This window comes from Amycolatopsis sp. NPDC049252 (assembly GCF_043197175.1).
Classification (GTDB): Bacteria; Actinomycetota; Actinomycetes; order Mycobacteriales; family Pseudonocardiaceae; genus Amycolatopsis.
The window spans coordinates 57428-81265 of sequence record NZ_JBICSQ010000028.1 but is presented as its reverse complement, the minus strand read 5'-3'; the positions used below and the strand labels follow the sequence as shown (position 1 = coordinate 81265).

Below are 23838 nucleotides of genomic sequence, written 5' to 3'. Positions count from 1 at the left end.
CCGAGTGGGCGAATTGCCCGGACTCAGCCGAGCACCCCGGTGAGCCAGCCCTGGTCCTGCCAGTTGACGATCGCGCCGTTCGAAACGACCGTCGGCGTGCCGAATCCGCTCTGGCCGCCGCCGAAGTCCTGCGCCAGCTTCGGGTCGTTCTCGATCTGCTGGAACGCCGCGTTGATCTGCTGGTCGTAGGTGCCGGCGTTCACCGTCTGGGCGAACTTCGGGTCGGTGATGCCGACGTTCTTGCCGAGGTCGATCAGCTGCGCCTTGTCGTACCCGCGCTTGCCCTCTTCGGGCTGGTTCGCGTACAGCGCGTCGTGGAACTGGAGGAACTTGCCGGCGTCGGCCGCGGCGAGCGCCGCGTTCGCCGAGTCGAGCGAGTACCCGGGCGGGCTCGAGCGCTCGTTGAGCAGCGGCACCATGTGGTAGCGGACCGCCAGCTTGCCGTCGTTGACCGCCTGCTCGATCTGCGTCTTGTACGTCTTCTCGAACGTGCCGCAGATCGGGCAGAGGAAGTCGGCGTAGACGTCGATCGTGGACTTCGCGCCGGCCTTGCCGACGGTGACGACGACGCCGTCGCGCTTCTGCGTGACGTCGGCGGCCAGCGAGCTGGTGGCCTGGCCGGGGTCGATGACCTTGCCCTCGGTCTTGTTCTTGTCGGAGATCGTCCAGATCACGCCGCCGATCACGAGCGCGGCCACGACGACCACGGCGGCGATCCCGATGATCCACTTCCGTTTGTCCCCGGACGCGCCCCGGGCCTGGGCCACCGCCCTCGCGCCCCCGCTCTGCGCGGCCTGACGACGCTTCCGAGCCGTCCGCTCAGCTCCACCCACTGTGTATCAGTTCCCTTCCGCGATACCCGAGTAGTCGGGCTCGGGCTCGACAGAGTTCCCGCGACCTCGGGCGAGCCAGCCGTCGACCGACAGCCAGGTGCGCGGCCGCGCCAGCAGCCACACGGCCAGCAGCGCGAAACCGGAGTCGCGGAGGATTTCCTGCGGGTACGCGGTCTGCCCCGCCGCCACCTGGCCGCCACCGCCGAAGCACCCGCAGTCGATGCTCAGCCCGCGCGCCCACGACTGGGCGATGCCGGCGATGAGCACGAGCAGCAGCACCAGCGCGGCGCCGGCGACCCAGCGGGTCAGCAGGCCCGCGAGCAGGAACAGCCCGAGCACCAGTTCGACGAGCGGCAGCGCGACGGCCACCACGTTCACGAGGGCGCCGGGCAGCACGTCGTACGCCTGGACGGCGATCAACGTCTGCCCCGGATCCGCCAGCTTCACGGCACCCGAAACGAGCCAGACGGCGGCCAGCCCGAGCCGGGCGAGCGTGCCGACGGCGTCCAGCACGGGTTGGGACAGTCGCACCACGCACTTAGGCTAACGGGAGGACCTGAGAACTTCGTGAGGGCTCGACGGCGGTGGAGGGAGCGGCCGGATGCGCTGGCGCACGCTCTTCGCTGCCGCGTTGCTGCTGGTCACGGCCACCGCGTGCGGGCCGGGCCAGGTCTCGCCGACCGACTCGGTGGTGGCCAGGGCCCGTGCGGCGGATCACCTGACCATCGGCATCCGGTTCGACGCCCCCGGCCTTTCCGAGCACACCGTGGACGGGCGATTCGTCGGTTTCGACGTCGACGTCGCGACCTTTGTCGCCGGCGAGCTCGGCGTCGCCCCGAAGGACATCACGTGGCGCGAGACGACGCCGTCGACCCGCGAGACGGACCTCACGTCGGGCGCGGTCGACCTGGTCGTCGCGACCTATTCGATCACCGACAAGCGCAAGCAGGTCGTGTCGTTCGCCGGGCCGTACTTCACCACCGGCCAGGACCTGCTGGTCCGGCGCACGTCGGCCGACATCACCGGGCCGGAGGCGCTCAACTCGCGCAAGCTCTGCTCGGTCACCGGTTCGACGCCGGCCCAGCAGGTCAAGGACAAGTTCGCCCAAGCCGTCGAGCTGGTCGAGTACCCGCGGTACCCGGACTGCGTGACGGCGCTGCTCGCCGGGCAGATCGACGCCGTGACGACCGACGGCGTCATCCTGGCCGGGTACGTCGCGCGCGACCCGGAGCTGCTGAAGGTCGTCGGGAAGCCGTTCTCGAAGGAGAACTACGGTGTCGGCCTGCGCAAGGGCGACACCCAGGGGGTGACCGCGGTCGACGACGCCATCCGCAAGATGATCTCCTCGGGTGAGTGGCTGCGCTCGCTCAACGCGAACATCGGCCCGTCCGGTTACCAGCTGCCCCCGCCACCCGAGGTCACCGAGAAGTGAAACTGCCCGACCTGCCGGTCCGGTCCGTGCTGCCCGACGTGCTCGCGGCGCTGGACGCCCACGGCACCGCGGTGCTGGTGGCGCCGCCCGGCACCGGCAAGACGACGCTGGTGCCGCTGGCGCTGATGTCCGGCAGCGGCCGGGTCGTCGTCGCCGAGCCGCGGCGTCTGGCCGCGCGAGCCGCGGCCGGACGGATGGCGGCGATCCTGGGCGAGCCGGTGGGCGAGACCGTCGGGTACGCCGTGCGCGGCGACCGGAAGGTGTCCTCGCGCACGCGCGTCGAGGTCGTGACGTCGGGCCTGCTGGTCCGGCGGGTGCAGGGCGACCCGGAGCTGCCCGGGGTGTCGACGATCCTGCTGGACGAGTGCCACGAGCGGCACCTGGACGCGGACCTGCTGCTGGCGCTGCTCCTGGACGTCCGCGCCGGGCTGCGTGACGACCTCCGGCTGCTGGCGACGTCGGCGACGGTGGCCTCCGGGCGGCTCGCGTCCTTGCTGGGCGATGCGCCGGTGATCGAGGCGTCCGCACGGACGTACCCGGTTTCGACGGCGTACCTGCCGCCCGCGCGGGGCGAGCGCGCCGAGGCCGCGGTGGCCCGGGCGGTGCTGATGGCACTGTCCGAAGGGGACGGTGACGTGCTGGCGTTCCTCCCCGGCGCGGGCGAGATCGCCCGCACCTCCGGCCTGCTTCGGTTGTCCGATGTGGACGTTCTCCCCCTGCACGGCCGCCTCACGGCGGCACAGCAGGACGACGCGCTACGGCCGCGCGCCCGGCGCCGGGTGGTGCTGGCGACGGCGGTGGCCGAGTCGAGCTTGACGGTCCCGGGCGTGCGCGCGGTCGTCGACTCGGGCCTGGCGCGGGTGCCGCGCGTCGACCACCGGCGCGGCCTGCCGGGCCTGGCGACGGTCCGGGTGTCGGCGGCGGTGGCGGCGCAGCGCGCGGGTCGAGCGGGCCGCGAGGCGCCGGGCCGGGTGTACCGCTGCTGGGCGGAGCACGAGCAGGGCACACTGCCGGCGTACCCCGAGCCGGAGATCAGGACGGCCGAGCTGGCCCGGCTGGCCCTGGAGCTGGCCTGCTGGTCGACCCCGGACGGCAGTGGCCTGGCCTGGTGGGACCCGCCGGGCGAAGGAGCGTTGGCAGCGGGCCGGGCGCTGCTGGCGACGTTGGGCGCGACGGCTTCGGACGGCACGGTGACCGCGCGCGGCCGCAGGATGGCCGACCTCGGGCTGCACCCACGGCTGGCGCGCGCGTTGCTGGACGGCGCGGAGGCGGTGGGTGCGCGCAACGCGGCCGAGGTGGTGGCGCTCCTGGACACGGGCGGCAAGCTGACCGACGTCGATGCCGAGCTGCGCCGCCTGCGCGCGGCGAACGACGACGCCGCGCGAAGGTGGAAGCAGGAATCTCGCCGCCTGGCGGCGCTGGTGCCAGGGTCCGGGGATCGGCGATCCGGCGGCGCCGGCCAACCCCGCGGAAGTGGTAAGGGCCAGGCCGGTGCCGAGCGCGCGAACCCGGCAGCCGGGCAACCCGGCGAAACCGGCCGAACCCAGGCCGACCACCACAACCACGGAGCCGAGCAGCCCGGCGGAACCCAGGTCAACACCGACCACCCGAACCACGGAGCCGGGCAACCCCGCGGAACCCAGGTCAACACCGACCACCCGAACCACGGAGCCGGGCAACCCCGCGGAACCCAGGTCAACACCGACCACCCGAACCACGGAGCCGGGCAACCCCGCGGAACCCAGGTCAACACCGACCACCCGAACCACATAACCGGGCAACCCCGCGGAACCCAGGTCAACACCGACCACCCGAACCACGGAGCCGGGCAACCCCGCGGAACCAGCAGGACCCAAACCACCACCGGCCGGGCGAACGGCCCAGCCGGGCAGACCAGCGAAGGTGGCAAGGCCCAAAGCAGCGCAGCCGCTGAACCCAAGCCCGATCCCGCCCTCATCGTCGCCCTCGCGCATCCCGAGCGGCTCGCGCGGCGGCGTCCCGGCGGGGAGCCCGTCTACCTCATGGCCGGGGGCACCGCCGCCGAGTTGCCGCCGGGCAGCGGTCTCGACTCCGAGTGGCTGGCCGTCGCCGAGGCGACTCGCGATCCCGGGCGGGTGCACGGCACCATCCGGCTCGCCGCGGCCGCCGACGAGCAGCTCGCCACCCGGGCCGCCCCCACGACCGAAACCGACGAAATCACCTGGGCCGACGGCGATGTCGTCGCCCGGCACGTCAAAAAGCTCGGCGCCATCACCCTTTCCTCGCGCCCGCTCAAGCATCCGAACGTCCACGACGCTCTGGTGGCGGGCCTGAAAGCCGAGGGTCTCGGCCTGCTGAAGTGGACCGCCGACGGCACCCGGTTGCGCGAGCGGATGGCGTTCCTGCACCGCACCCTCGGCGCGCCCTGGCCCGCGGTGGACGACAAGAGCCTGCTGTCCGATGTGGACACCTGGCTCGACCTCTCCGGAATCCGCCGCCGCGCGGACCTCGCGAACCTCAACGCGGGCACCGCACTGAAGGCCCTGCTCCCCTGGCCCGCGGCGTCCAAAATGGACGAACTCGCCCCGGACCGGCTCGAAGTGCCCTCCGGGTCGCACATCCGCGTCGACTACAGCGGCGACCAGCCCGTGCTGGCCGTGAAGCTGCAGGAGACCTTCGGCTGGACGGAAACGCCGTCGCTGTCCGGTGTCCCGGTCGTGCTGCACCTGCTCTCCCCCGCCGGCCGCCCGGCCGCGATCACGGCGGACCTGGCGTCGTTCTGGACCGCCGGGTACCCGGCCGTGCGCGCCGACCTGCGCGGCCGCTACCCGAAGCACCCGTGGCCGGAGGACCCGGCCACCGCCGTCCCGACCCGGCACACCCGCCGCCGGGCCTGACGAAAGTCGGGGTCGGGCCGCGACCGTCGGCCGATGTTCCGGCACCCCGCAAAACCCAGACTGGGTCCATGATCACGCTCAGAGGACTCACGAAACGGTACGGGGAGAAGACCGTCGTCGACGCGCTCACCTGCTACGTCGCGGCCGGGCAGGTCACCGGGTTCCTCGGCCCCAACGGCGCCGGGAAGTCGACGACCATGCGGATGACCGTCGGGCTGGACCACCCGCAGGAAGGCGAAGTGCTGGTCGGCGGGCGGCGCTACGCCGAGCTGGAGCACCCGCTGCGTGAGGTCGGCGCGCTGCTCGACGCCGAGGCATTGCACCCCGGCCGCAGCGCGGGGAAACACCTCCTCGCGATGGCGCGCAGCAACGGCATCGCGGCATCGCGGGTCGAGGAGGTGCTCGCGACCGTCGGGCTTTCGGACGTCGCGGGCAAGCGGGCCGGGCAGTTCTCGCTCGGCATGGGGCAGCGGCTGGGCATCGCGGGCGCGTTGCTCGGTGACCCCGGTGTGCTGCTGTTCGACGAGCCGGTCAACGGTCTCGACCCGGACGGCGTCCGCTGGGTGCGGCAGCTGATGCGCTCGCTGGCCGCCGAGGGGCGGACGGTGTTCGTCTCCAGCCACCTGATGAGCGAGATGCAGCTGACCGCCGACCACCTCGTGGTGATCGGCAAGGGAAAGCTCCTCGCGGACGCGCCGGTCGCGGAGTTCATCGCGGGCAACTCCCGGAGCAGGGTCTCGGTGCGCGTCCCGGACGACGCCGACCGCGACACGCTGGACCGGCGGCTGCGGTCCGAAGGCGGGCGCACGCACCCCGGCGAGCCGGGCGAGCTGGTGGTCGACGGCGTCGACGTCACCCGCGTCGGCGACCTGGCGCACGAACTCGGGATCCGCGTGCACGGCCTCACCGAGCGGACGGCGTCGCTGGAGCAGGCGTACCTGGAACTGACCGCTTCTTCGGTGGAGTACGGGGTCTCGGCATGACGGCCGCGGTGGCTGTGGTGTCCGTGGTGTCCGTGGTGTCTTCGGAGTGGACGAAGTTCTGGTCGGTCCGCGCGACCTGGTGGACGCTGATCGTCGGATCCGCGCTGATGGCGTTCTACAGCGTCGTGTCGGCGATCTCCCAGCGCTTCGACAGCGACGACCCCCTGGGCGCGAACACCATCGCCCTCGGCGGCGGCTTCTACCTGACACAGTTCGCGGTGATCGCGCTGGCAACGCTGTTCGTGACAAGCGAGTACGCCGGCGGCGGCATCCGTTCGACGCTGCTGTGGACCCCGGTGCGCTCACGGGTGGTGCTCGCGAAGGCGGCAGTGCTGCTGCCGGTGCTGTTCGCCTACGGCGTGGCGCTGTCGTGCGTGGGAATGGCGTTGGCGGGGTCGCTGAAAGACGACCACGGCTTGCCGACGTCGTTCGCAGGCGCCTTCACGACGGCGACGGGCATGGGCGGCTATTTCGCGCTGTTGGGGCTGCTGTGCACAGGCGTGGGCTGGGCGCTACGGAGCGCGGCGGGGACGCTGGTGACGGTGATCGTGCTGCTGGTGCCGTTGCCGCTGATCGTGGCATCACTGGGGCTGCCGGGGCTGGTGCCGTACTTCCCGGGCATCGCCGGGGTGAACGCGATGGTCGAGGCAGGCCACCCGAACCCGATCACCATGGAGCCCGCCCCTTACGCGCCCTGGGTGGGGCTGCTGGTCTGCGCGGCGTGGACAGCGGCGGCGCTGCTGGCGGGCACCGCAGTACTGCGCCGCCGAGACGCCTGACACACACAAAGCAGCCGCCGCCCTCACTGGGGGACCGGCCCCGCTTCCAGCGTATCGGGGAGGTCCGACAGAAGCCGGAAAAGACCGAGGTCAGGGCCTGGTTGTCCACATCACGGCCGGGGTGTGGACGACCAGTTCACGCCCAGGCCGGCGAGCACTTCCCGGGCACCGAGGGTCAGTGCGGCCAGGGAGGGTGGGGCAAGAGAGCCCGTGCCGGCGATGGCGTCGAAGATCGCGCCGTCCAGCCAGGCCACCAGCACCGACGCGTGCCGGACCGGTTCCGGAGAGCCCGCCGCCGCGAGGACCGACGCGCAGCGGCGGCGGATCAGCAAGCCGCCCTTGTCGTACGCCTCCCGCAGCTCCGGACGCCGGGTCGCCTCCAACGCGAACTCGTACCGCGCCAGCATCCGCGTCCGACCGGAAGTGATCGCCGCGTGGACGAAACCCGCCAGGAACTCCGGTAGCCGGCCCGCCGGTGGCTCCACGTCGACGTTGTCCAGCGCGACCATCCGCGTGATCGTCAGCTCCAGCAGCGCCGCCCGGGTCCGCGCGTAGTACGACGTCGAGCCAGGCGACAGCCCCGCCGCCCGGTCCACCGCGCGGTGGGTCAGGCCGCGCATGCCCTCCGCCGCGATCACCTCGATCGCCGCGTCGCCGATGGCCTCAAGACGCTCCACAAAAGAGGACTCTACAGGCGTAGAGTCCTCTACAGATGTAGAGGAGGAGTCGAATGGACGCGGTGGTGGTCGGCGGCGGGATCGGCGGGCTCGCGGCGGCGGTCGGGCTGCACCGGATCGGCTGGGACGTGACCGTCCTGGAGAGAGCACCCGAGATCACCGGCGTCGGCGCCGGGATCTCCCTCTGGCCGAACGCCCAGCGCTGCCTGGACGTCCTCGGCGTCCAAGCACCCCTCGAAAAGCAGCCCGACGGCGGACTCAGAGACAAGAAAGGCCGCCGGATCACCGGCTGGGACGCGGCCGCCTTCGCACGCCACCACGGCCTGCCCCTCGCCGCGATCCACCGCCGCGACCTCGTCGACGCACTCGTGCGGGCACTCCCCGAAGAGACCAGAAAGACCGGCGCCGAAGTCACCGAAGTCCGCGAAGACGGCTTCGTGCGCTACACCGGCGGAGAACTCCAAGCCGACCTCGTCGTAGCCGCCGACGGGATCAACAGCCGGATCAGAGGCGGAGAACCGCCGGTCTACAGCGGCAGCACCGCCTTCCGCGGCGTCGCCCATCGACCCGGGACGCCGCTGAGCACCAGCTGGGACCGCGGCACCGAGATCGGCGTGCTGCCCCTGGCCGGTGACGACGTCTACTGGTGGATCTCCTACGTCGTCCGGGCCGGCGAAAGACCGGCCGACGTCAAGGCCTACCTGAAGCAGCACTTCGGCGACTGGCACGACCCGATCCCGGCGCTCATCGACGCGACACCCGCCGAGCACATCCTCCACCACGACCTCTACTACCTGGGCACTCCGCTCACCACCTACGTCCGGGGAAAGATCGCGCTGCTCGGCGACGCCGCCCACGCGATGCCGCCATTCCTCGGTCAGGGCGGCTGCCAGGCCCTCGAAGACGCCGTCGTGCTCGCCCACTCCGTGTCCACAGAGGACACCACCGAGAAAGCACTCGAGAAATACGACCAAGAGAGACGAGAGCGCAGTCAGAAAGTCGCCAGAGACTCCGTCCAAGCCGGGAAGGTCGGCCCACAGCTCACCAACCCGGTTGCCATAGCGATAAGAAACGCGCTCCTGAGACTGACCCCGGCCAAGGCGACGGCCAGGATCGGCGCCGGGGTCAGTGGCTGGCGTCCGCCGGATCTCCGCCGACCAGTCCCGCCTCGTACGCCGTGATCGCCGCCTGCACCCGGTTCTTCACGCCGAGCCGGGTCAGGATCGTGCTCACGTGCGCCTTCACCGTGCCCTCGACAACGAAGATCTTCGCCGCGATGTCCGCATTGGACAATCCGGAACCCAGCAGTGTCAGCACTTCCCGCTCGCGGTTGGTCAGCAAGGCGATGCGCGAGCGGGCCGCCGACGCACGCGCGAGCCGGCCGCCGGAGAGCCGCGCGATGACCCGCTGCGCCACCTTCGGCGAGAGGAACGCGGCTCCGTCGGCGACGGCGTGGATGCCCGCCAGCAGCTCGCGCGGGTCGCCCGACTTGAGCAAGAACCCGCCCGCGCCGAGGCCGAGCGCGCGTTCGATGTAGTCGTCCTCGCCGAACGTCGTCAGCATGATGACGCCGGTCGCGGGCAGCAGCCGCCGGATCTCGGCCGCCGCGCCCAGCCCGTCCAGGACCGGCATCCGGATGTCGAGCAGCACGACGTCCGGGTGCGTGGCCAGCGCCTGGTCGACCGCCGCCCGGCCGTCGGCGGCCTCGGCGACGACCTCGATGCCGCCGTCCGCGCCCAGGATCGCCGCCACCCCCGCCCGCATCAGCGCCTCGTCGTCGGCCAGCAGCACCCTGATCACGAAACCCCCTCGGCGAACCTGTCCTTCGAAACCAGTTTCCCTTCGGCGAAACACAGCCGGAACGCCGCGTAGTCGTTGTCCAGCAACGATCTTCCGGTGCCGTAGTACTCGCACGCGGCCCCGGGCACCGGCGGGAGCGGCGGCTCACCGCGCACCGGGCGCGCGCCGCGCTGGTTGCCCGGCAGCCGCGGCGCGATCTCGGCGCGCGGCTGCCCGACCCGCAGCCCGTCGTACACCTGCGGCGGCAGCTCCGACGACGTCCACTGGTAGAGGAACACGATCCCGGCGACGCCGACGACCACGGCGAACAGGCCCAGCGGGACGGCGACCGCCTGCACCAGGCTGCGCCGGACGTCGCGGCGCGCCAGCTCCAGCGCACGGGCCGACGTCGACTGCCCCACAGCGTCGTCGGCGGCCTCCCGCAGTTCGGCGGTCTCCTCGACCGGCGCCGCGTCGTGCGGCAGCGTCGCGGTGACGGCGAACCCGCCCTCGTGCGGCCCGGTCCGCAGCGTGCCGCCGACCAGCCGGACGCGCTCGCGCAGCCCGATCAGCCCGCGGTGCCCGGACGCGGCCCCCGGCAGCGGCCCGGCGGGCGGCGGCGCGTTGACGACACTCACTTCGGTCTGCGAGCCGGAGCTGGTCACCCGGACCGTCACGGCGGCGCCCGGCGCGTGCTTGGCCACGTTCGTCAGGGCTTCCTGGACCACCCGGTGGGCCGCGAGCGCGACCATCGGGGGCGCCTGCGCACTGTCCACTGTGGATTCGATGAGCAGGCCGGACGCCCTCGCCCGCGCGATCAGCTCGCCGAGGTCACCCTGCACCGGCTCGACGGGCGCGGCGTCCTCGCGCAGCACGCCGATGATCTCGCGCAGCCGCTCGGTCGCGGCCGCGGCGCCGGCCCGCAGCTGGGCCGCGGCGCCGCGCTGGTCGTCGTCGAGCCCGCCGGCGACCTCCAGGGCCGCCGCGCGGACGGCGATGAGGCTCAGCTCGTGGCCCAGCGAGTCGTGCATGTCGCTGGCGATCCGCGCGCGCTCGCGCAGCCGGGCCTGGTCGGCGATCAGCCGCTGGCGGCTCTCCATCTCCTCGGCGCGGCGCCAGCCGGTGCGAGCGAGCTCCCCACGCAGGCGGATGTAGCGCCCCAGCAGCCACGGCGAAAGCCCGGCGAACACCAGGACCGCGACGACCTCCGCCCAGTCGCCGAGCGCGTCGTCGCCGAAGATCAGCGAAACCGGCAGGGCGAGCACCGCGACGGCGCCGCCGACCAGCAGACCCGGCCGGGCCCGCGGCATCCGCAGGCCGGCCTGGTAACTCATCGCGACCAGCACGAAGATCATCCAGACCGGCACGCGGTTGCCGTACGGGAACGGCACGGCCAGCGTTCCCGCCAGCGCGACGGCGAGCGAGGCGGCGGGATAGCGCCGGGCGGTGGCCACCGAGACCAGGACGACCGCGAAGCCCCCGGCCATCTCCCCGTACGCGCCGGCCTGGATGGTGTCCGAGACGACGATGAACGCCAGGAACAGGGCGAGGGCGACGTCGAGCACCACCCGCCACCTGCGCTTCGTCACCTCTTGCACAGGATCGAAGCTACAAGCCGTGATCGGCGGCGACCACTGCCGAAAGTCAACCTTTCAGCGTGTCCAGGAACGCCAGGGTCTGCGGCCACGACAGCGCGAACGCCTCGGCGTTGACCGCCGTCCCGTGCCGCGACGAGTCGGTGAAACCGTGTTCGGCGCCCGGGAAGTGCTGGCTGAACGTCGCGCCGCGCGGCCGGGACTGCAGGGCGGCCTGAAGCCGGCCGAACGTCTCGTGCGAGACGACGACGTCGGCCTCCGGGTAGGAAACGAGCACTGGCGCGGTGATCTCTGTCGACAAAGCGACCGTGTCGAGGTCATGGTTCGGCGGCGCCGGGACGCGGATCGTCGGGTGGTAGGCGACGACCCCGGAAACCCGCTGGTCACGGGCGGCGAACAGGAGCGCGAACCGGCCGCCCAGGCACCAGCCCATGACGCCGGCCGACGTGCAGCCGAGCTCGCCGAGCAGGTGGTCGAGCAGCGCCGTCTGCTCGGCGAGCGCGACGTCGTCACGCAGTTCGCCGAGCTTCTCGCCGAGGTTGTCGCGAGAGGTGTTGTCGGTGCTCGCGCCGTGGAAGACGTCCCAGGTCAACGTCGTGATGCCACGGCCGGCGAGCTCGTCGGCCCAGGCCCGGACCTGCTCGCCGATGCCGGTGATCATCGGCAGCAGCAGCATGCCGAACCCGGAGCCGCCGGCCGGGCGGGCCAGGTACGCGGAGAGGTCGCCGACACGGGTGGTGGACGTCTCGATGCTCATATCCGCACGGTAGCGCCCCGGGTGATGCATCATGATCCACCATGGCCGAGCGCACTCTCGCCGAGCAGTTGGGCGGCTACCTCCCCGCGGGCATCGAGGCCCTCGAAGAGCACGAGCGGCAGGACCTCGCCGACGCGCTGCGCGACGCGCGCCGTCGTCAGGCGAAGGCCTTGGCCGAGGCCGGTGAAGAGGGCCTCCGGTACGTGCCCGCGCTGCTGCGCGGCGCCGTCCGGAAGGCGGTCGGGCTGTGAACGCGAACTACGAAGCCGAAGCCGAGATCCTCAAGCTGGCCCGCGTCCTCGGCGTCGAGCCCGAGCGGCTCGAGTACCTCGCCCGCGTCGACGCCGACGACCTGAAGGCGTTCCGCGAGCAGGTCACCGACACGCTGTTCGACGCGAACATCGCCGTGCTGCAGCGGATGGCGCTCGCCGCGCGGCTGCTGCCGGGCGGGGTGCTGGCGAAGATCGCCGAGAAGGTGTTCGGGCCGCTGCTGTGCGCGCGGATCGCCGGGGTGGTCGACGTCGCCCGCGGGGTCGACGTCGCCAAGCGGCTGACCCCGCGGTTCCTGTCCGAGGTCGCCGCGGACCTCGACCCGCGGCGGGCCAGCGCGATCATCTCGCGCATCCCGCTCGACACCGTGCTGGCGGTCGCGGGCGAGCTGGCCGGGCGCGCGGACTGGATCACGCTGGGCCGGTTCGTCGGGCACCTCCCGGACCCGACGGTCCGGCGCTGCCTCGAGGAGATCGACGACCCCGGCCTGCTGCGGATCGCGTTCGTGCTCGACGACAAGAGCCGCGTCGACCACGTCGTCGGCCTGCTCCCGGCCCACCGCCTGGGCCGCGTGATCACCGCGGCCGGCGCCGACGAGGACCTCTGGGTCCCGGCGCTGGACCTGCTGAACCACCTGAGCGCCGAGCGCCGGGGCACGCTGGCCCCGATGCTCGGCGCCCTCCCGGACGGCCTCCGGGAGCGGGCTCAGGCGACGATCAAGTAGATCCCGTAGCCGACGATCGCCAGGCAGACGACGAAGCAGAGGATCGCGCCGGCCAGCGGGCCGGTGCCCGAGCCGCCCGCTTCACGGGCCGACTCGCGCTGGGAGAGCCCCACCACCCCGAAGGAGAAGAGGCTCGTCAGCACGACCACCGAGGCGAGCGCGACGACGAAGACGAGACCGAGGGAACCCCAATCGATGTGCACGGCGCTCCTCAGACGTTGGCCGGCTGCGGGGCCGGCTCCGGCTCGTTGATGGTGTTGGCGCTGATCGGGTTCCGCCGCGACGCGAGGTAGATGCCCACCGCGACGACGACCCCGGCGAGGCCGATCAGGACCGTGCCCCAGGTGCCGAGCGTCGACACCTCGGCGGCGACCGCACCGACGATCGCGGCGGCCGGCAGCGTCAGCGCCCAGGCGACGACCATCTTGCCCGCGACGCCCCAGCGGACCTCGGCGAGCCGCCGGCCGAGGCCGGAGCCGATGATGCCGCCCGAGCAGACGTGCGTGGTGGAGAGCGCGAAGCCGAGGTGCGCCGAGGTGAGGATGACGGCCGCGGCGGACGTCTCGGCCGCGAAGCCCTGCGGCGTCTGGATTTCGGTGAGCTTCTTGCCCATCGTCTGGATGATCCGCCAGCCACCGAGGTAGGTGCCGAGCGCGATCGCGGTGCCCGCGGTCAGGATGACCCAGATCGGCGGGTTCGAGCCCGGCGCGAGCGAGCCGGACGCGATCAGCGTCAGCGTGATGACACCCATCGTCTTCTGCGCGTCGTTCGTGCCGTGCGCCAGCGAAACCAGCGAGGCCGACGCGATCTGGCCGGCCTTGAAGGTGCGGCCCACGGTGTCCTGCTTCGCCCGGTTGGTGATCCGGTAGACGAGGAAGGTGCCCAGCGTCGCGACGATCCCGGCGACGATCGGCGAGGCGAGCGCCGGGATGAGGACCTTTTCGACGACCTTGCCGAAGTGGACGGCGTCGGAGCCGGAGGCGATCCAGGTGGCGCCGATCAGCCCGCCGAACAGCGCGTGCGAGGAGCTCGACGGCAGCCCGATCAGCCAGGTCACCAGGTTCCACACGATGGCCCCGACGAGTCCGGCGAAGATGATGACCGGAGTCACCTTGGTGTCGTCGACGATCCCGCCGGAGATCGTCTTCGCGACCTCCACCGAGAGGAACGCGCCGACGAGGTTCAGCACCGCGGACACCCCCACCGCGACCCGCGGCTTGAGTGCGCCGGTGGCGATGGACGTGGCCATCGCGTTGGCCGTGTCGTGGAAGCCGTTGGTGAAGTCGAAGGCCAGCGCCGCGACGATCACCACCAGCACGATCAGCGAGAAGTCCATGCGGGGCTCATTTCCGTCGCCGGAGGCTGTTCGGGGAAAACGCTACTGATCGACTCCGCGGAACCCGATCCCTGCGGTGTGACGGCTCCCTGAACTCTCCATGAACCGGCCTGCGCTTCTCGGGACGAACCACGCATTTCCGGCAGGTAGGGCCGGGCTGGCCGATCACCGCGACAGCGGCGTCGGGACTGTTGTTCTTCTTCGGCACCGGCTTGCACCCGGTCCCCGAGCTGGCGTGGTGCGCACCACTGCCGATCCTGCTGCTCGCGCCGCGGGTGTCCGGGGTGACGGCGCTGCTCTGCGCGTTCATCGCCTACGCCGCGGGCAGCATCCCGAGCTGGAGTTACTTCTGGCACACGCTTTCGGTCCCGCGACCGGCCGGGATCGCCATCCTCGCCGGCAGCGCGCTGCTGTTCGCCCTGGCCGCCGCGCTGTTCCGGCTGCTCGTGCGACGCCGGCACGCGGTGCCGGCCGTGCTCGCCGCGGCCGGGCTGTGGACGGTCGCGCTCTACGCGGTCTCCCTGCTGAACCCGACCGGCCTGATGGGGACGTTCATGACGACCCAGGCCGACCGGCCGGTCGTGCTGCAGCTCGCGTCCGTCACCGGTGGCTGGGGTGTCGAGTTCCTCGTGCTGGCCGTCCCGGCCGCGGCCGCCGCGATCTGCGCGCCCGGCATCAAGGGCGGTTCCCGGCTGGTCTCGGTGGTGGCGGTCGCCGCCGTGCTGACCGGCCTGTTCTTCTGGAGCACCGCTCGGCTGAGCAGTCCCGCGGGAACGACGACGAAGGTCGCGCTGGTCGTCCCGGCGAAGGCGGGCTGGGCCACGGACGTCACGACGCCGCAGGGGGCCGCCCTCCTGCAGTCCTATGTGGACCAGATCCGCGCGCTGCCCGACGGCGTCCGCGTCGCCGTGCTCCCGGAAGCGGCCTTCGCGGTGGACGACGCTTCCCGCCCCGGGCTCGTCGAGCAGCTGCGCCGCACCGGCGTCGAGGTGGTCACCGGCGTCTACGACACCACACCGCAGGGCCGGTTCAACGCGGCGCTCGACGTCCCGCCGTCCGGGCCGACGGTCGAATTCCGCAAGTGGCACAACGGGGATTCGAAGCACATCGCGTCCGGGACCGACCTCGCGTACCTCGCAGGACCGGCGAAGATCGGCCTGATGGTCTGCATGGACGTCAACTTCGCGAACCCCAGCGGCGGCTACGGCGAGGCGGGCACCGGCCTGGTGCTGATCCCGGCGTCCGACGAGGACGCCGACGGCTGGGAGCACAGCCGCACCGCGCTGATCCGCGGCGTCGAGAACGGGTTCTCGGTGGCGTGGAGCGCGGCCCGCGGCACCCCGATGCTGTCCGACGCCCACGGCCGCGTCCTCGCCGACACCCACCCGGGAGCACCGCCGTTCTCGGTGGTGACCGCGGAAGTCCCGCTCGGCAGCGGCGCCACGCCGTACGCCCGCCTCGGCGACTGGTTCGCGTGGCTGTGCGGTCTGCTCGCCGTCTGCGGGATCGTCACGGCCGTCCGGCGAACCGCGAAAACCTCCGCTGCCGCACCGGCCGGGGACGCTACGGTCGGAGCATGACCCTGCGTCCACCCGACAGCCCCGCCGGCGCCCTCCGGACCATCCGGCCCGCCAAGCCCACCATCGCGTATGGGCAGGACACCCAGCACTCGGCGTTCCCGAGCGTCACCCGGTTGCCCGACAACACCCTCCTGGTCGTGTACCGCCAGGGCAGCAACCACTACACCAACCGTGACGGCTTCGTCCGGAGCACCGCGAGCCACGACGACGGCCGGACGTGGAGCGCGCCCGCCACGGTGATCGCGGCCTCCGCCGGGACCGACTTCCGCGACCCGTCCATCTCGCTCAGCCGCGACGGCACCAAGCTCTACCTGACGTACTTCAAGGCCACCACGTCCGTCGGCGCGGCCGGCTCCTTCTTCCGCTCTTCCAGCGACGGTGGCGCGACGTGGGGCAGCGAGGTCCGGATCGACGCGAGCCTGCCGTCGTCGGCGATCTCCGCGCCGGTCGTCCAGCTCGCCGACAACTCGCTGCTCGCGCCGCACTACTCGAAGAGCAGCGGCGAAACCTTCGACTCGGCGTGGATCGCCCGCTCCACCGACAACGGCGCCACCTGGACCTCGACCCGGGTGGTCAACGGCCAGAGCGCGGGCCGTGACTACCAGGAGCCGTACCTGGTGAACCGGGGCAGCGCCCTGTTCCTGACGTTCCGCTGGGGCAACAACGCGTCCATCGGCGCGGCCCTGTCCACCGACAACGGCGCCACGTGGTCCACGCCGGCCGCCGCGTTCACCGGCACCGGGCGGCCGTCGTCGGTGTGGCTCGCGGACGACACCGTCGTCGTGTACCTGCGCGACAGCGCGGGCCGGTTCGCGATCCGCGCGACCCGCGACCGCGGTGCGAGCTGGCTGCCGCCGTACGTCGTCCAGATCCCGGCGAAGGGCGGCATGACGACCTACGCGTCGATGCTGGAAACCACGCCGGGCCAGGTCTTCACGGTGATGGCCACCGAAGACGCCCCGAGCACGGAGTCGCGGCTCGCGTTCACCTACCTGGGTGTCGGCGCGCAGCAGACGCCGCTCGGGTTCGTGCCCGGCGAGCAGGCGGCCGTGCCGGCCGGCTACGACCAGCTCGTGCTGGCGACGTCGTTCCAGCAGCCGAACGGCGCCCTGCCCATCCCCTGGTGGGTCGCCGCGGGTGCCCTGACCGTGACGGACGGGCTGCTGCGATCGGCCAGCGCCGACAACGTCGCGGACCACGGCGTGGTCGAAACGGGCAGCCCGGACCACCGGGCCGAGGCCGACTTCCTGTGGACCGGCCAGGCCGGGTTCGGGATCTTCCTGCGGTACACCGACGCGTCGAACTACCTGCTGTTCACCCCGGAGACGGGCGGGGTGAACATCCGGCTGTACAAGAACATCGGCGGCACGATCACCCAGCTGGTCCTGGCGACCGGGAAGCCGGTCAACGCCGGCGGGTTCCACACGCTGACCGCGACCGTCCGGGCCGGCACGGTGATCGCCGCGGTCAACGGCGAGACCCTGATCCACTACGACCTGACGGCGGCCGAGAACTCGGCGCTGACCGGCACCAGCGCCGGGGTGAAGATCAACGAGCAGGCCGGCTCGGTGACCCAGTGCCGCCGGGTCGTGATCACCGCCTAGCCACGGGCGGTCTTCGTGGCGGGACGGCACCCGTCACGAAGACCGGCCCGGTGCACGTGGCCGAACTACGCGCCGTTCATCCTGCCGCTGTGACGGGCAACGGGTGCTGGCCCAGGTACCGGCGCCCGTTTTCGGCGGACTCCCGGACCGCCGCGAAGCCGTAGCCCACCATCGCGGACTCGTACTTCGCCACGGCGTCGAGCAGCGGGAACCCGGCCAGCGCGGACGCCAGCGCCGCACCGTCACGCAACGCGGTGTTGGCGCCCGCGCCGGCGGCCGGGCTCATCGCGTGGATCGCGTCGCCGACCAGAGTCACCCGCGAAGGCGTCCAAGGCTCGATCGGCACGCTCGTGCGGATCGGCTGGGGGAACGTCGCCCCGGCGTCCCAGCTTTCGACCATCGCCCGGACCCGCGGGTGCCAGCCCTCGACCAGGCCGAGCGCGAGTTCCCGCAGGTCGGCCGGCGACATCGCGGCCAGCTCCGCGTCCGACCGGCCGAGCACGACCCGGCGCGCGCCGACCGCGCACGTCATGTACGGCTCGTGGTCGCGCAGCCGCAGCTGCGGCACCAGGCGCGCACACGCCTCGGCGACCGGCTCCGGGTAGTCGACCGGCGCGAACCCGACCATCGTCCGGTCCGGCCCGATCGCCATGGAGAACACCGCGAACATCTCGGGGTCGAACAGGGCGCGCGTGCGGCCGGTGAGCGGGATCCGGCCGTAGAGGTGCACCAGCCCGGCGTCGACGACCTCGGCGTGCGGCAGGTACTGCTGCCGCACCGGGGAATGGACGCCGTCCGCTCCCACCAGCACCGTTCCCCGCGCGGAGGTCCCGTCGGCGAAGTGCGCGGTCACGCCGTCTTCGTCGAGTTCGTAACCCGTGAACCGCTTGCCGTAACGGATTTCCTGGCCGTGCAGCAGGATCTGCCGCAGTGTGAAGCGGTTGACGTTGAGGTGGGTGCCCTCGTCGACGAGTGTCGTGACCAGGCTCAGCCGCTCGTCGTAGACGTTCGTGCGCGGCAGCGCCCGGCCCGCCGTGGCGCGGAAGAGTTCGTGCAGTTCGGGGCGCAGCACCTCGTGCAACGCGGTGTCCCCGGCGCCGTTGATGTGCAGCCGGTAGCCCTGCAGCCGGGCGTCCGGTGCCGCGTCGCGTTCGTAGACCTGGCACGGGATTCCGGCGCGGCTCAGCCCTTGGGCGAGGCTCAGGCCACCCAGGCCGGCCCCGATGATGACAACAGACACACTTGTCCCTTCGTCGCTTCCGATGAAGGGACGCACAGGTAAGCCGGTGCTGCGCCGCCCGGACTAACCCATACCGGACTGTGTCTTCGCGCGTCCTCGCTCCCGACGTTAGCGCACCGGCACTCCGGCGCGCCACACGGCTTTGGTGAGCGGGACGCCGGGGCGGTAGGCCAGATGTGTGACCGACGGCGCGTCGAGCACGTGGACGTCCGCCCGCGCGCCGGGCCGCAGGACGCCGACGTCGTTGCGGCGCAACGCCTGCGCGCCGCCGGCCGTCGCCGACCAGACGGCCTCCTCGATCGTCATGCGCATCTGCAGCACGGCCGTCGCGACGCAGAAGGCCATCGACGTCGTGTACGAGCTGCCGGGGTTAGCGTTGCTGGCCAGCGCGACCGTCGCGCCCGCGTCGAGCAGCCGCCGCGCCGGGGCCAGGGGTTGCCGGGTCGACAGGTCGCACGCGGGCAGCAGCGTCGCCACGGTTTCGGACGCGGCCAGCGCCTCGACGTCGGCGTCGCTCAGGTAGGTGCAGTGGTCGACGCTCGCCGCGCCCAGCTCGACCGCCAGCCGGACGCCGGGGCCTTCCCCGAGCTGGTTGCCGTGCACGCGCAGGCCCAGCCCGCGCTCGGCCGCGGCCTTCAGGACCCGCGCCGACTGGGCCTCGTCGAAGGCACCCGTCTCGCAGAAGACGTCGGCCCAGCGCACGCTTTTCGCGACCGCGTCGAGCATCTCGCCGCACACGAGGTCCACATAGGACTCCGCGTCGGCGCCCGGCGGCACCAGGTGCGCGCCGAGGAACGTCACCTCGTCGGCGACCTCCCCGGCGATCCGGGCACTGCGCGCTTCGTCCGCGACCGTCAGGCCGTAGCCCGTCTTGGTCTCCAAGCAGGTCGTCCCCTGCCGAGCCGCTTCGTCGACGTGCCGGCGCAGGTTCGCGGCCAGCTGCTCGTCGGACGCCTCCCGCGTCGCTCCGACGGTGATCGCGATTCCGCCCGCGGTGTAAGGCTTCCCGGCCATCCGGGCTTCGAACTCGGCGGTGCGGTCACCGGCGAAGACGAGGTGGGTGTGACTGTCGACCCAGCCGGGCAGCACTGCACGACCTTCGACGTCGACGTGCTCGTCGGCGTCCGGCGCCCGGGACGCCGGACCCACCCAGGCCACCTCGGTACCGTCCAGCACCAGAGCCGCGTCGGTGAGGCGGCCCAGCTCGGGGTCGTTGGTCGTCAGCTCGCCGATCCCCGTGATCACGACAGCCACAGTGCCTCGATCTCCTTCGCCAGAACGGTTTCCGGTCGTTCGATCAGCTGGTGCGCCCCGTCGCGGACGACGTCCCGGCCCGCGACGACGACGTGCCGGACGTCGGCCCCGGACGCGGCGAACACCACGCCGGACGGCTCGATCCCGGCCGTCCGCACGGAGTCCAGCGCGACCGTCACGAAGTCCGCGCCCGCGCCCGCTTCGAGACGCCCGGCCTCCGGCCACCCGACGGTGGCGTGGTCGGTGCCCGCGGCCAGGAGTTCCTCGGCGGTGAACCGGCCGCGCTCCTCGCTGGCCAGCCGGTCGTCGAGTTCGAGCGCGCGGGTCTCCTCGAAGGCGTCGACGACGGCGTTGCTGTCACTGCCGACGCTGAGCCGCACACCCGCGTCCCGCAGCGCGCGGGCCGGGCCGATGCCGTCGCCGAGGTCGCGTTCGGTGGTCGGGCAGAAGCACGCCCCGGCCCTTGCGGCGCCGAGGCGGTGGATGTCCGACGCCGTCAGGTGCGTGGCGTGCACGGCGACCAGGCGGCCGGTCAGCACACCGTGGTCGTCCAGGAGCTCCGTCGGGGTGCGGCCGTAAGCGGCCAGGCACTGCTCGTTCTCGGCCCGCTGCTCGGAAAGATGGACGTGGACGACGCGGGCACTGTCCACAAGCGACAACTGGTCGGCCGGAACCGCGCGCACCGAATGGATCGCGGCGCCGACACGGAACAGCTCGTCCTCTTTCAGCGCGGCGACCCGTGCCGCCCACGCCGAAGCCGAGCCGTCGGAGAACCGCCGCTGGACCTCGTCGGGCTCGACGCCGATGCCGCCCGCCAGGTAACAGGTGTCGAGCAGGGTCAGCCGGATCCCGGCGTCGGCCGCGGCCTGGCGCAGCGCCACCCCCATGGCGTTCGGGTCGGCGTACGGCTTGCCGCCGGGCGCGTGGTGCAGGTAGTGGAACTCGCCGACGCTCGTGTACCCACCCAGGACCATCTCGGCGTAGACACCGCGGGCCAGCCGGTAATACGCGTCGGGATCGAGCCGGGACGCGAGTGCGTACATCCGCGCACGCCACGTCCAGAACGTGCCGCGCTCGTGGTGCGTCCGCCCGCGCAACGCCCGGTGGAACGCGTGCGAATGGCCGTTGGCGAAGCCGGGCAACGTCAGTCCACTCAGGACGGCTCCGGCGCGCGTCGACCCCGGCACGACGCCGGTGATGCGCCCGTTGGCAACGTCGATCCGCACTCCGCGTGCGATCCCGCCGGGCAGCCAGGCCTGTTCGCACCAGTAGGTCATCGCGCCAGCTGCTCCAGCGCGGTGGCCAGCGCCTGCGCCCCCGCCTCGACGTCGGCGGCCTCGGCGAACTCCTCCGGCGAGTGGCTGATGCCGGTCGGGTTGCGCACGTACAGCATCCCGGCCGGGACGAACCCGGCGAGAATCGCCGCGTCGTGCCCGGCGCCGGTCGGCAGTTCCGGCACCCCGCCGAGCCAGCCGCCGAGGTCCCGGCGCAGCGCGTCGCCGAACACGACGTCCCCGGAGTACGACTCGCGGGTCACCTGGACCTGGCAGCCTTCTTCCCGCGCCGCGGCCGAGGCCGCCTGGCTGATCTCGGCGACCAGCCCCGGAGTTCCCTCGCCGGGGACCCGCGCGTCGAGCCACAGGTCCACTGTGGACGCGATGACGTTGGTGCCGCCGGGGGTCGGCACGAGCCGGCCGACGGTCGCCCGCGCGTCCGGCACACCCGCAGCCAGCCGCCGGACCGCGGTGACGGTCGCCGCGGCGGGCAGCATCGGGTCGGCCCGGTCGGCCAGGAGCGTCGCGCCGGCGTGGTTTCCCTGACCGGAGAACGAGAAGCGCCACCGGCCGTGCGCGATCACGGTGCTACCTACGGCCACCGGCGCGCCGAGGTCGATCAGCCCGCGGCCCTGTTCGACGTGCAGTTCGAGGAACTGCCCGATCTTGTCGAGCCGTTCGGCGTCCGGCCCCATCCGCGCCGGGTCGACGCCGGCCTTCCCGGCCGCCTCGGCGAACGTCACGCCGTCGGCGTCGCGCAGCCCGCGCGCCTTGTCGGGGTCGATGGTGCCGGTGAGCAGCCGTGAGCCGAGGCACGGGACGCCGAACCGGCCGCCCTCCTCCTCGGCGAACACGACAACGGCGATCGGCTTGCGGGCCCGGAACCCCTTTTCCTGCAAGGCTTCCACGGCGGCCAGCGCGCTCGCGACACCGAGCGGACCGTCGAACGCGCCGCCACCGGGCACCGAGTCGAGGTGGCTGCCGGTGACCACCGCGTGGCGCCCCGGCGGCCCCCACCAGGCCCAGATGTTGCCGTTGCGGTCGGTCTCGACGTCCAGCCCGAGCCCCAGCGCGCGGTCGACGAACCACTCGCGCAGGTCGTGCTCGGGCGCGTCGAAGGCGTGGCGGGAATAGCCGCCGCGCTGCGGATCGCGTCCGACGTCGGCGATCTCTTCCAGAAATCCAGAAGCGGTCACGCATCCCCCTGCATCGGCACCCGCACGCCCCGCTCGTCGGCGACGTCGGCCGCGCGATCGTAACCGGCGTCGACGTGCCGGATGACGCCCATGCCCGGGTCGTTGGTGAGCACGCGCTCGAGCTTCTGCGCGGCCAGGGCCGTCCCGTCGGCGACGCTGACCTGACCGGCGTGGATCGAGCGGCCCATGCCGACGCCGCCGCCGTGGTGGATCGACACCCAGCTGGCGCCGGACGACGTGTTGACCAGCGCGTTCAGCAGCGGCCAGTCGGCGATCGCGTCGGAGCCGTCGGCCATGCCCTCGGTCTCGCGGTACGGCGAGGCGACGCTGCCGGAGTCGAGGTGGTCGCGGCCGATGACGACCGGGGCCTTCAGCTCGCCGCTGGCGACCATCTCGTTGAACCGCAGGCCGGCCAGGTGCCGCTCGCCGTACCCGAGCCAGCAGATCCGCGCCGGCAGGCCCTGGAACGCGACGCGCTCGCCGGCCAGCTTGATCCAGCGCGCGAGGGATTCGTTCTCCGGGAACAGTTCCAGCATCGCGCGGTCGGTCGCCGCGATGTCCTCGGGGTCACCGGACAGGGCCGCCCAGCGGAACGGGCCGTTGCCCTCGCAGAACAGCGGGCGGATGTAGGCGGGCACGAACCCGGGGAAGTCGAACGCGCGCTCGCAGCCGCCGAGTTTCGCCTCGCCGCGCAGGGAGTTGCCGTAGTCGAAGACCTCCGCGCCCTTGTCGAGGAAGCCGAGCATGGCCTCGACGTGCTCGGCCATCGACTCGCGCGAGCGGTCGGTGAACTCGTCGGGCTTCTTGGCCGCGTAGTCGTGCCAATCCGCGACGTCGACACCCTTGGGCAGGTACGACAGCGGGTCGTGCGCGGACGTCTGGTCGGTGACGATGTCGACCTCGACACCGCGGCGCAGCAGCTCCGGCAGCACCTCGGCCGCGTTGCCGACGACACCCACGGATAGCGCCCGCTTCTCCTGCTTCGCCTTGGTGACGCGGGAAATCGCGTCGTCGAGGTCATCGGCGACCTCGTCCAGGTAGCGCGTTTCGACGCGGCGGTGCGCGCGCTGCGGGTCGCACTCGATGACCAGCGCGACGCCGTCGTTCATGGTGACGGCGAGCGGCTGCGCGCCGCCCATGCCGCCGAGGCCGGCGGTCACCGTCAAGGTCCCGCGCAGCGAGCCGCCGAACTTCTTCTTGGCGACGGCGGCGAACGTCTCGTAGGTGCCCTGGAGAATGCCCTGGGTGCCGATGTAGATCCACGAGCCGGCCGTCATCTGGCCGTACATCGTGAGGCCCTGCTGCTCGAGGCGGCGGAACTCGGGCCAGGTGGCCCAGTCGCCGACCAGGTTCGAGTTCGCGATGAGCACGCGCGGCGCCCACTCGTGCGTGCGGAACACCCCGACCGGCTTGCCGGACTGGACGAGCAGCGTCTCGTCGACGTCCAAAGTGGTCAGTTCGCGGGTGATCGCGTCGAAGCTGGCCCAGTTGCGGGCGGCCTTGCCGGTGCCGCCGTAGACGACCAGGTCCTCGGGCCGCTCGGCGACGTCGGGGTCGAGGTTGTTGTGGAACATCCGCAGCGCGGCTTCGGTCTGCCACGACTTCGCGGTGAGCTGGGTGCCGCGGGCGGCACGGACGACACGGGACAT

Annotated in this window: 22 protein-coding genes; 9 read left to right on the top strand and 13 right to left on the bottom strand. The window is 72.3% G+C overall.

The genetic code is table 11. The annotated features are described in order from the left end of the window. Positions 1-23: 23 nt before the first annotated feature. Both ACGFMK_RS26565 and ACGFMK_RS26560 read right to left on the bottom strand, forming a co-directional pair. Entirely contained in the window at positions 24-767 is a 744-nt protein-coding gene (locus ACGFMK_RS26565; protein WP_392768413.1) for a DsbA family protein, read from the bottom strand. A 72-nt stretch (positions 768-839) separates the two neighbouring features. Beyond that, positions 840-1346 (bottom strand): MauE/DoxX family redox-associated membrane protein, encoded by a 507-nt coding sequence (locus ACGFMK_RS26560; RefSeq protein ID WP_392768466.1) that lies wholly within the window; start codon positions 1344-1346, stop codon positions 840-842. A gap of 88 nt (positions 1347-1434) precedes the next feature. Between ACGFMK_RS26560 and ACGFMK_RS26555 the strand changes: the two genes are divergently transcribed. From ACGFMK_RS26555 to ACGFMK_RS26540, 4 genes are all read left to right on the top strand, one after another. Continuing rightward, positions 1435-2265 (top strand): glutamate ABC transporter substrate-binding protein, encoded by an 831-nt coding sequence (locus ACGFMK_RS26555; protein ID WP_392768410.1) that lies wholly within the window; start codon positions 1435-1437, stop codon positions 2263-2265. Then, complete coding sequence (locus ACGFMK_RS26550) at positions 2262-5141, top strand: ATP-dependent helicase C-terminal domain-containing protein (RefSeq protein WP_392768407.1); 2880 nt, start codon at positions 2262-2264, stop codon at positions 5139-5141. The genes ACGFMK_RS26555 and ACGFMK_RS26550 overlap by 4 nt, the downstream gene beginning before the upstream one ends. A gap of 68 nt (positions 5142-5209) precedes the next feature. Then, positions 5210-6124 (top strand): ATP-binding cassette domain-containing protein, encoded by a 915-nt coding sequence (locus ACGFMK_RS26545; protein WP_392768404.1) that lies wholly within the window; start codon positions 5210-5212, stop codon positions 6122-6124. Next, entirely contained in the window at positions 6121-6903 is a 783-nt protein-coding gene (locus ACGFMK_RS26540; RefSeq protein WP_392768401.1) for an ABC transporter permease, read from the top strand. The genes ACGFMK_RS26545 and ACGFMK_RS26540 overlap by 4 nt, the downstream gene beginning before the upstream one ends. Before the next feature lie 110 nt (positions 6904-7013). On the opposite strand, the gene ACGFMK_RS26535 is transcribed toward ACGFMK_RS26540, so the two are convergent. Continuing rightward, a complete protein-coding gene (locus ACGFMK_RS26535; RefSeq protein WP_392768398.1) occupies positions 7014-7580 on the bottom strand; it encodes a TetR/AcrR family transcriptional regulator in 567 nt (188 codons plus the stop codon). 53 nt (positions 7581-7633) lie between these two features. On the opposite strand from ACGFMK_RS26535, the gene ACGFMK_RS26530 reads away from it, so the two are divergent. After that, positions 7634-8761, top strand: a complete 1128-nt coding sequence (locus tag ACGFMK_RS26530) for an FAD-dependent monooxygenase (protein ID WP_392768396.1) — start codon at positions 7634-7636, stop codon at positions 8759-8761. On the opposite strand, the gene ACGFMK_RS26525 is transcribed toward ACGFMK_RS26530, so the two are convergent. The 3 genes from ACGFMK_RS26525 to ACGFMK_RS26515 are packed head-to-tail and all read right to left on the bottom strand — an operon-like array spanning position 8706 to position 11711. Beyond that, positions 8706-9380: a response regulator gene (locus tag ACGFMK_RS26525; RefSeq protein WP_392768393.1), complete on the bottom strand. Its 675-nt coding sequence runs from the start codon at positions 9378-9380 to the stop codon at positions 8706-8708. The genes ACGFMK_RS26530 and ACGFMK_RS26525 overlap by 56 nt on opposite strands. After that, positions 9377-10957 carry a histidine kinase gene (locus tag ACGFMK_RS26520; protein ID WP_392768390.1) on the bottom strand — a complete coding sequence of 527 codons (1581 nt, stop codon included), beginning with the start codon at positions 10955-10957 and terminating at the stop codon, positions 9377-9379. The genes ACGFMK_RS26525 and ACGFMK_RS26520 overlap by 4 nt, the downstream gene beginning before the upstream one ends. A gap of 46 nt (positions 10958-11003) precedes the next feature. After that, complete coding sequence (locus ACGFMK_RS26515; protein WP_392768388.1) at positions 11004-11711, bottom strand: dienelactone hydrolase family protein; 708 nt, start codon at positions 11709-11711, stop codon at positions 11004-11006. A 41-nt stretch (positions 11712-11752) separates the two neighbouring features. On the opposite strand from ACGFMK_RS26515, the gene ACGFMK_RS26510 reads away from it, so the two are divergent. Next, positions 11753-11962, top strand: coding sequence for a hypothetical protein (locus ACGFMK_RS26510; protein ID WP_392768385.1), 210 nt, complete (start codon positions 11753-11755; stop codon positions 11960-11962). Continuing rightward, positions 11959-12705, top strand: coding sequence for a hypothetical protein (locus tag ACGFMK_RS26505; RefSeq protein ID WP_392768383.1), 747 nt, complete (start codon positions 11959-11961; stop codon positions 12703-12705). The genes ACGFMK_RS26510 and ACGFMK_RS26505 overlap by 4 nt, the downstream gene beginning before the upstream one ends. Here ACGFMK_RS26505 and ACGFMK_RS26500 read toward each other — a convergent pair. Both ACGFMK_RS26500 and ACGFMK_RS26495 read right to left on the bottom strand, forming a co-directional pair. Next, positions 12687-12908 (bottom strand): hypothetical protein, encoded by a 222-nt coding sequence (locus ACGFMK_RS26500; RefSeq protein WP_392768380.1) that lies wholly within the window; start codon positions 12906-12908, stop codon positions 12687-12689. The two genes, ACGFMK_RS26505 and ACGFMK_RS26500, sit on opposite strands and share 19 nt — an antisense overlap. Before the next feature lie 8 nt (positions 12909-12916). Next, positions 12917-14041 carry an anion permease gene (locus ACGFMK_RS26495; protein ID WP_392768377.1) on the bottom strand — a complete coding sequence of 375 codons (1125 nt, stop codon included), beginning with the start codon at positions 14039-14041 and terminating at the stop codon, positions 12917-12919. A 191-nt stretch (positions 14042-14232) separates the two neighbouring features. Here ACGFMK_RS26495 and ACGFMK_RS26490 point away from each other — a divergent pair, with 191 nt between their 5' ends. Together ACGFMK_RS26490 and ACGFMK_RS26485 are read left to right on the top strand one after the other, a co-directional pair. Further along, positions 14233-15621 (top strand): acyltransferase, encoded by a 1389-nt coding sequence (locus ACGFMK_RS26490; RefSeq protein ID WP_392768374.1) that lies wholly within the window; start codon positions 14233-14235, stop codon positions 15619-15621. After that, positions 15618-17225, top strand: coding sequence for a sialidase family protein (locus tag ACGFMK_RS26485; RefSeq protein ID WP_392768371.1), 1608 nt, complete (start codon positions 15618-15620; stop codon positions 17223-17225). The genes ACGFMK_RS26490 and ACGFMK_RS26485 overlap by 4 nt, the downstream gene beginning before the upstream one ends. Positions 17226-17301: 76 nt before the next feature. On the opposite strand, the gene ACGFMK_RS26480 is transcribed toward ACGFMK_RS26485, so the two are convergent. From ACGFMK_RS26480 to hutU, 5 genes are all read right to left on the bottom strand, one after another. Next, positions 17302-18465 (bottom strand): FAD-dependent oxidoreductase, encoded by a 1164-nt coding sequence (locus ACGFMK_RS26480; RefSeq protein WP_392768368.1) that lies wholly within the window; start codon positions 18463-18465, stop codon positions 17302-17304. Between the two features lie 108 nt (positions 18466-18573). Beyond that, positions 18574-19719 carry an imidazolonepropionase gene (gene hutI / locus ACGFMK_RS26475; RefSeq protein WP_392768365.1) on the bottom strand — a complete coding sequence of 382 codons (1146 nt, stop codon included), beginning with the start codon at positions 19717-19719 and terminating at the stop codon, positions 18574-18576. After that, positions 19707-20996: a formimidoylglutamate deiminase gene (locus tag ACGFMK_RS26470; protein WP_392768362.1), complete on the bottom strand. Its 1290-nt coding sequence runs from the start codon at positions 20994-20996 to the stop codon at positions 19707-19709. The genes hutI and ACGFMK_RS26470 overlap by 13 nt, the downstream gene beginning before the upstream one ends. After that, positions 20993-22189: an allantoate amidohydrolase gene (locus ACGFMK_RS26465; RefSeq protein ID WP_392768359.1), complete on the bottom strand. Its 1197-nt coding sequence runs from the start codon at positions 22187-22189 to the stop codon at positions 20993-20995. Before ACGFMK_RS26465 ends, ACGFMK_RS26470 begins: the two co-directional genes overlap by 4 nt. Further along, complete coding sequence (hutU, locus tag ACGFMK_RS26460) at positions 22186-23838, bottom strand: urocanate hydratase (RefSeq protein ID WP_392768356.1); 1653 nt, start codon at positions 23836-23838, stop codon at positions 22186-22188. Before hutU ends, ACGFMK_RS26465 begins: the two co-directional genes overlap by 4 nt.

What these genes read in the sequence shown, in the direction of transcription:
- ACGFMK_RS26540 (WP_392768401.1), top strand. Translation starts at nt 6,121, where the DNA reads ATGACGGCCGCGGTGGCTGTGGTGTCCGTGGTGTCCGTGGTGTCTTCG.
- ACGFMK_RS26485 (WP_392768371.1), top strand. Translation starts at nt 15,618, where the DNA reads ATGACCCTGCGTCCACCCGACAGCCCCGCCGGCGCCCTCCGGACCATC.
- ACGFMK_RS26510 (WP_392768385.1), top strand. Translation starts at nt 11,753, where the DNA reads ATGGCCGAGCGCACTCTCGCCGAGCAGTTGGGCGGCTACCTCCCCGCG.
- ACGFMK_RS26545 (WP_392768404.1), top strand. Translation starts at nt 5,210, where the DNA reads ATGATCACGCTCAGAGGACTCACGAAACGGTACGGGGAGAAGACCGTC.
- ACGFMK_RS26515 (WP_392768388.1), bottom strand. Translation starts at nt 11,711, where the DNA reads ATGAGCATCGAGACGTCCACCACCCGTGTCGGCGACCTCTCCGCGTAC.
- hutU (WP_392768356.1), bottom strand. Translation starts at nt 23,838, where the DNA reads ATGTCCCGTGTCGTCCGTGCCGCCCGCGGCACCCAGCTCACCGCGAAG.
- ACGFMK_RS26555 (WP_392768410.1), top strand. Translation starts at nt 1,435, where the DNA reads ATGCGCTGGCGCACGCTCTTCGCTGCCGCGTTGCTGCTGGTCACGGCC.
- ACGFMK_RS26470 (WP_392768362.1), bottom strand. Translation starts at nt 20,996, where the DNA reads ATGACCTACTGGTGCGAACAGGCCTGGCTGCCCGGCGGGATCGCACGC.
- ACGFMK_RS26530 (WP_392768396.1), top strand. Translation starts at nt 7,634, where the DNA reads ATGGACGCGGTGGTGGTCGGCGGCGGGATCGGCGGGCTCGCGGCGGCG.
- ACGFMK_RS26495 (WP_392768377.1), bottom strand. Translation starts at nt 14,041, where the DNA reads ATGGACTTCTCGCTGATCGTGCTGGTGGTGATCGTCGCGGCGCTGGCC.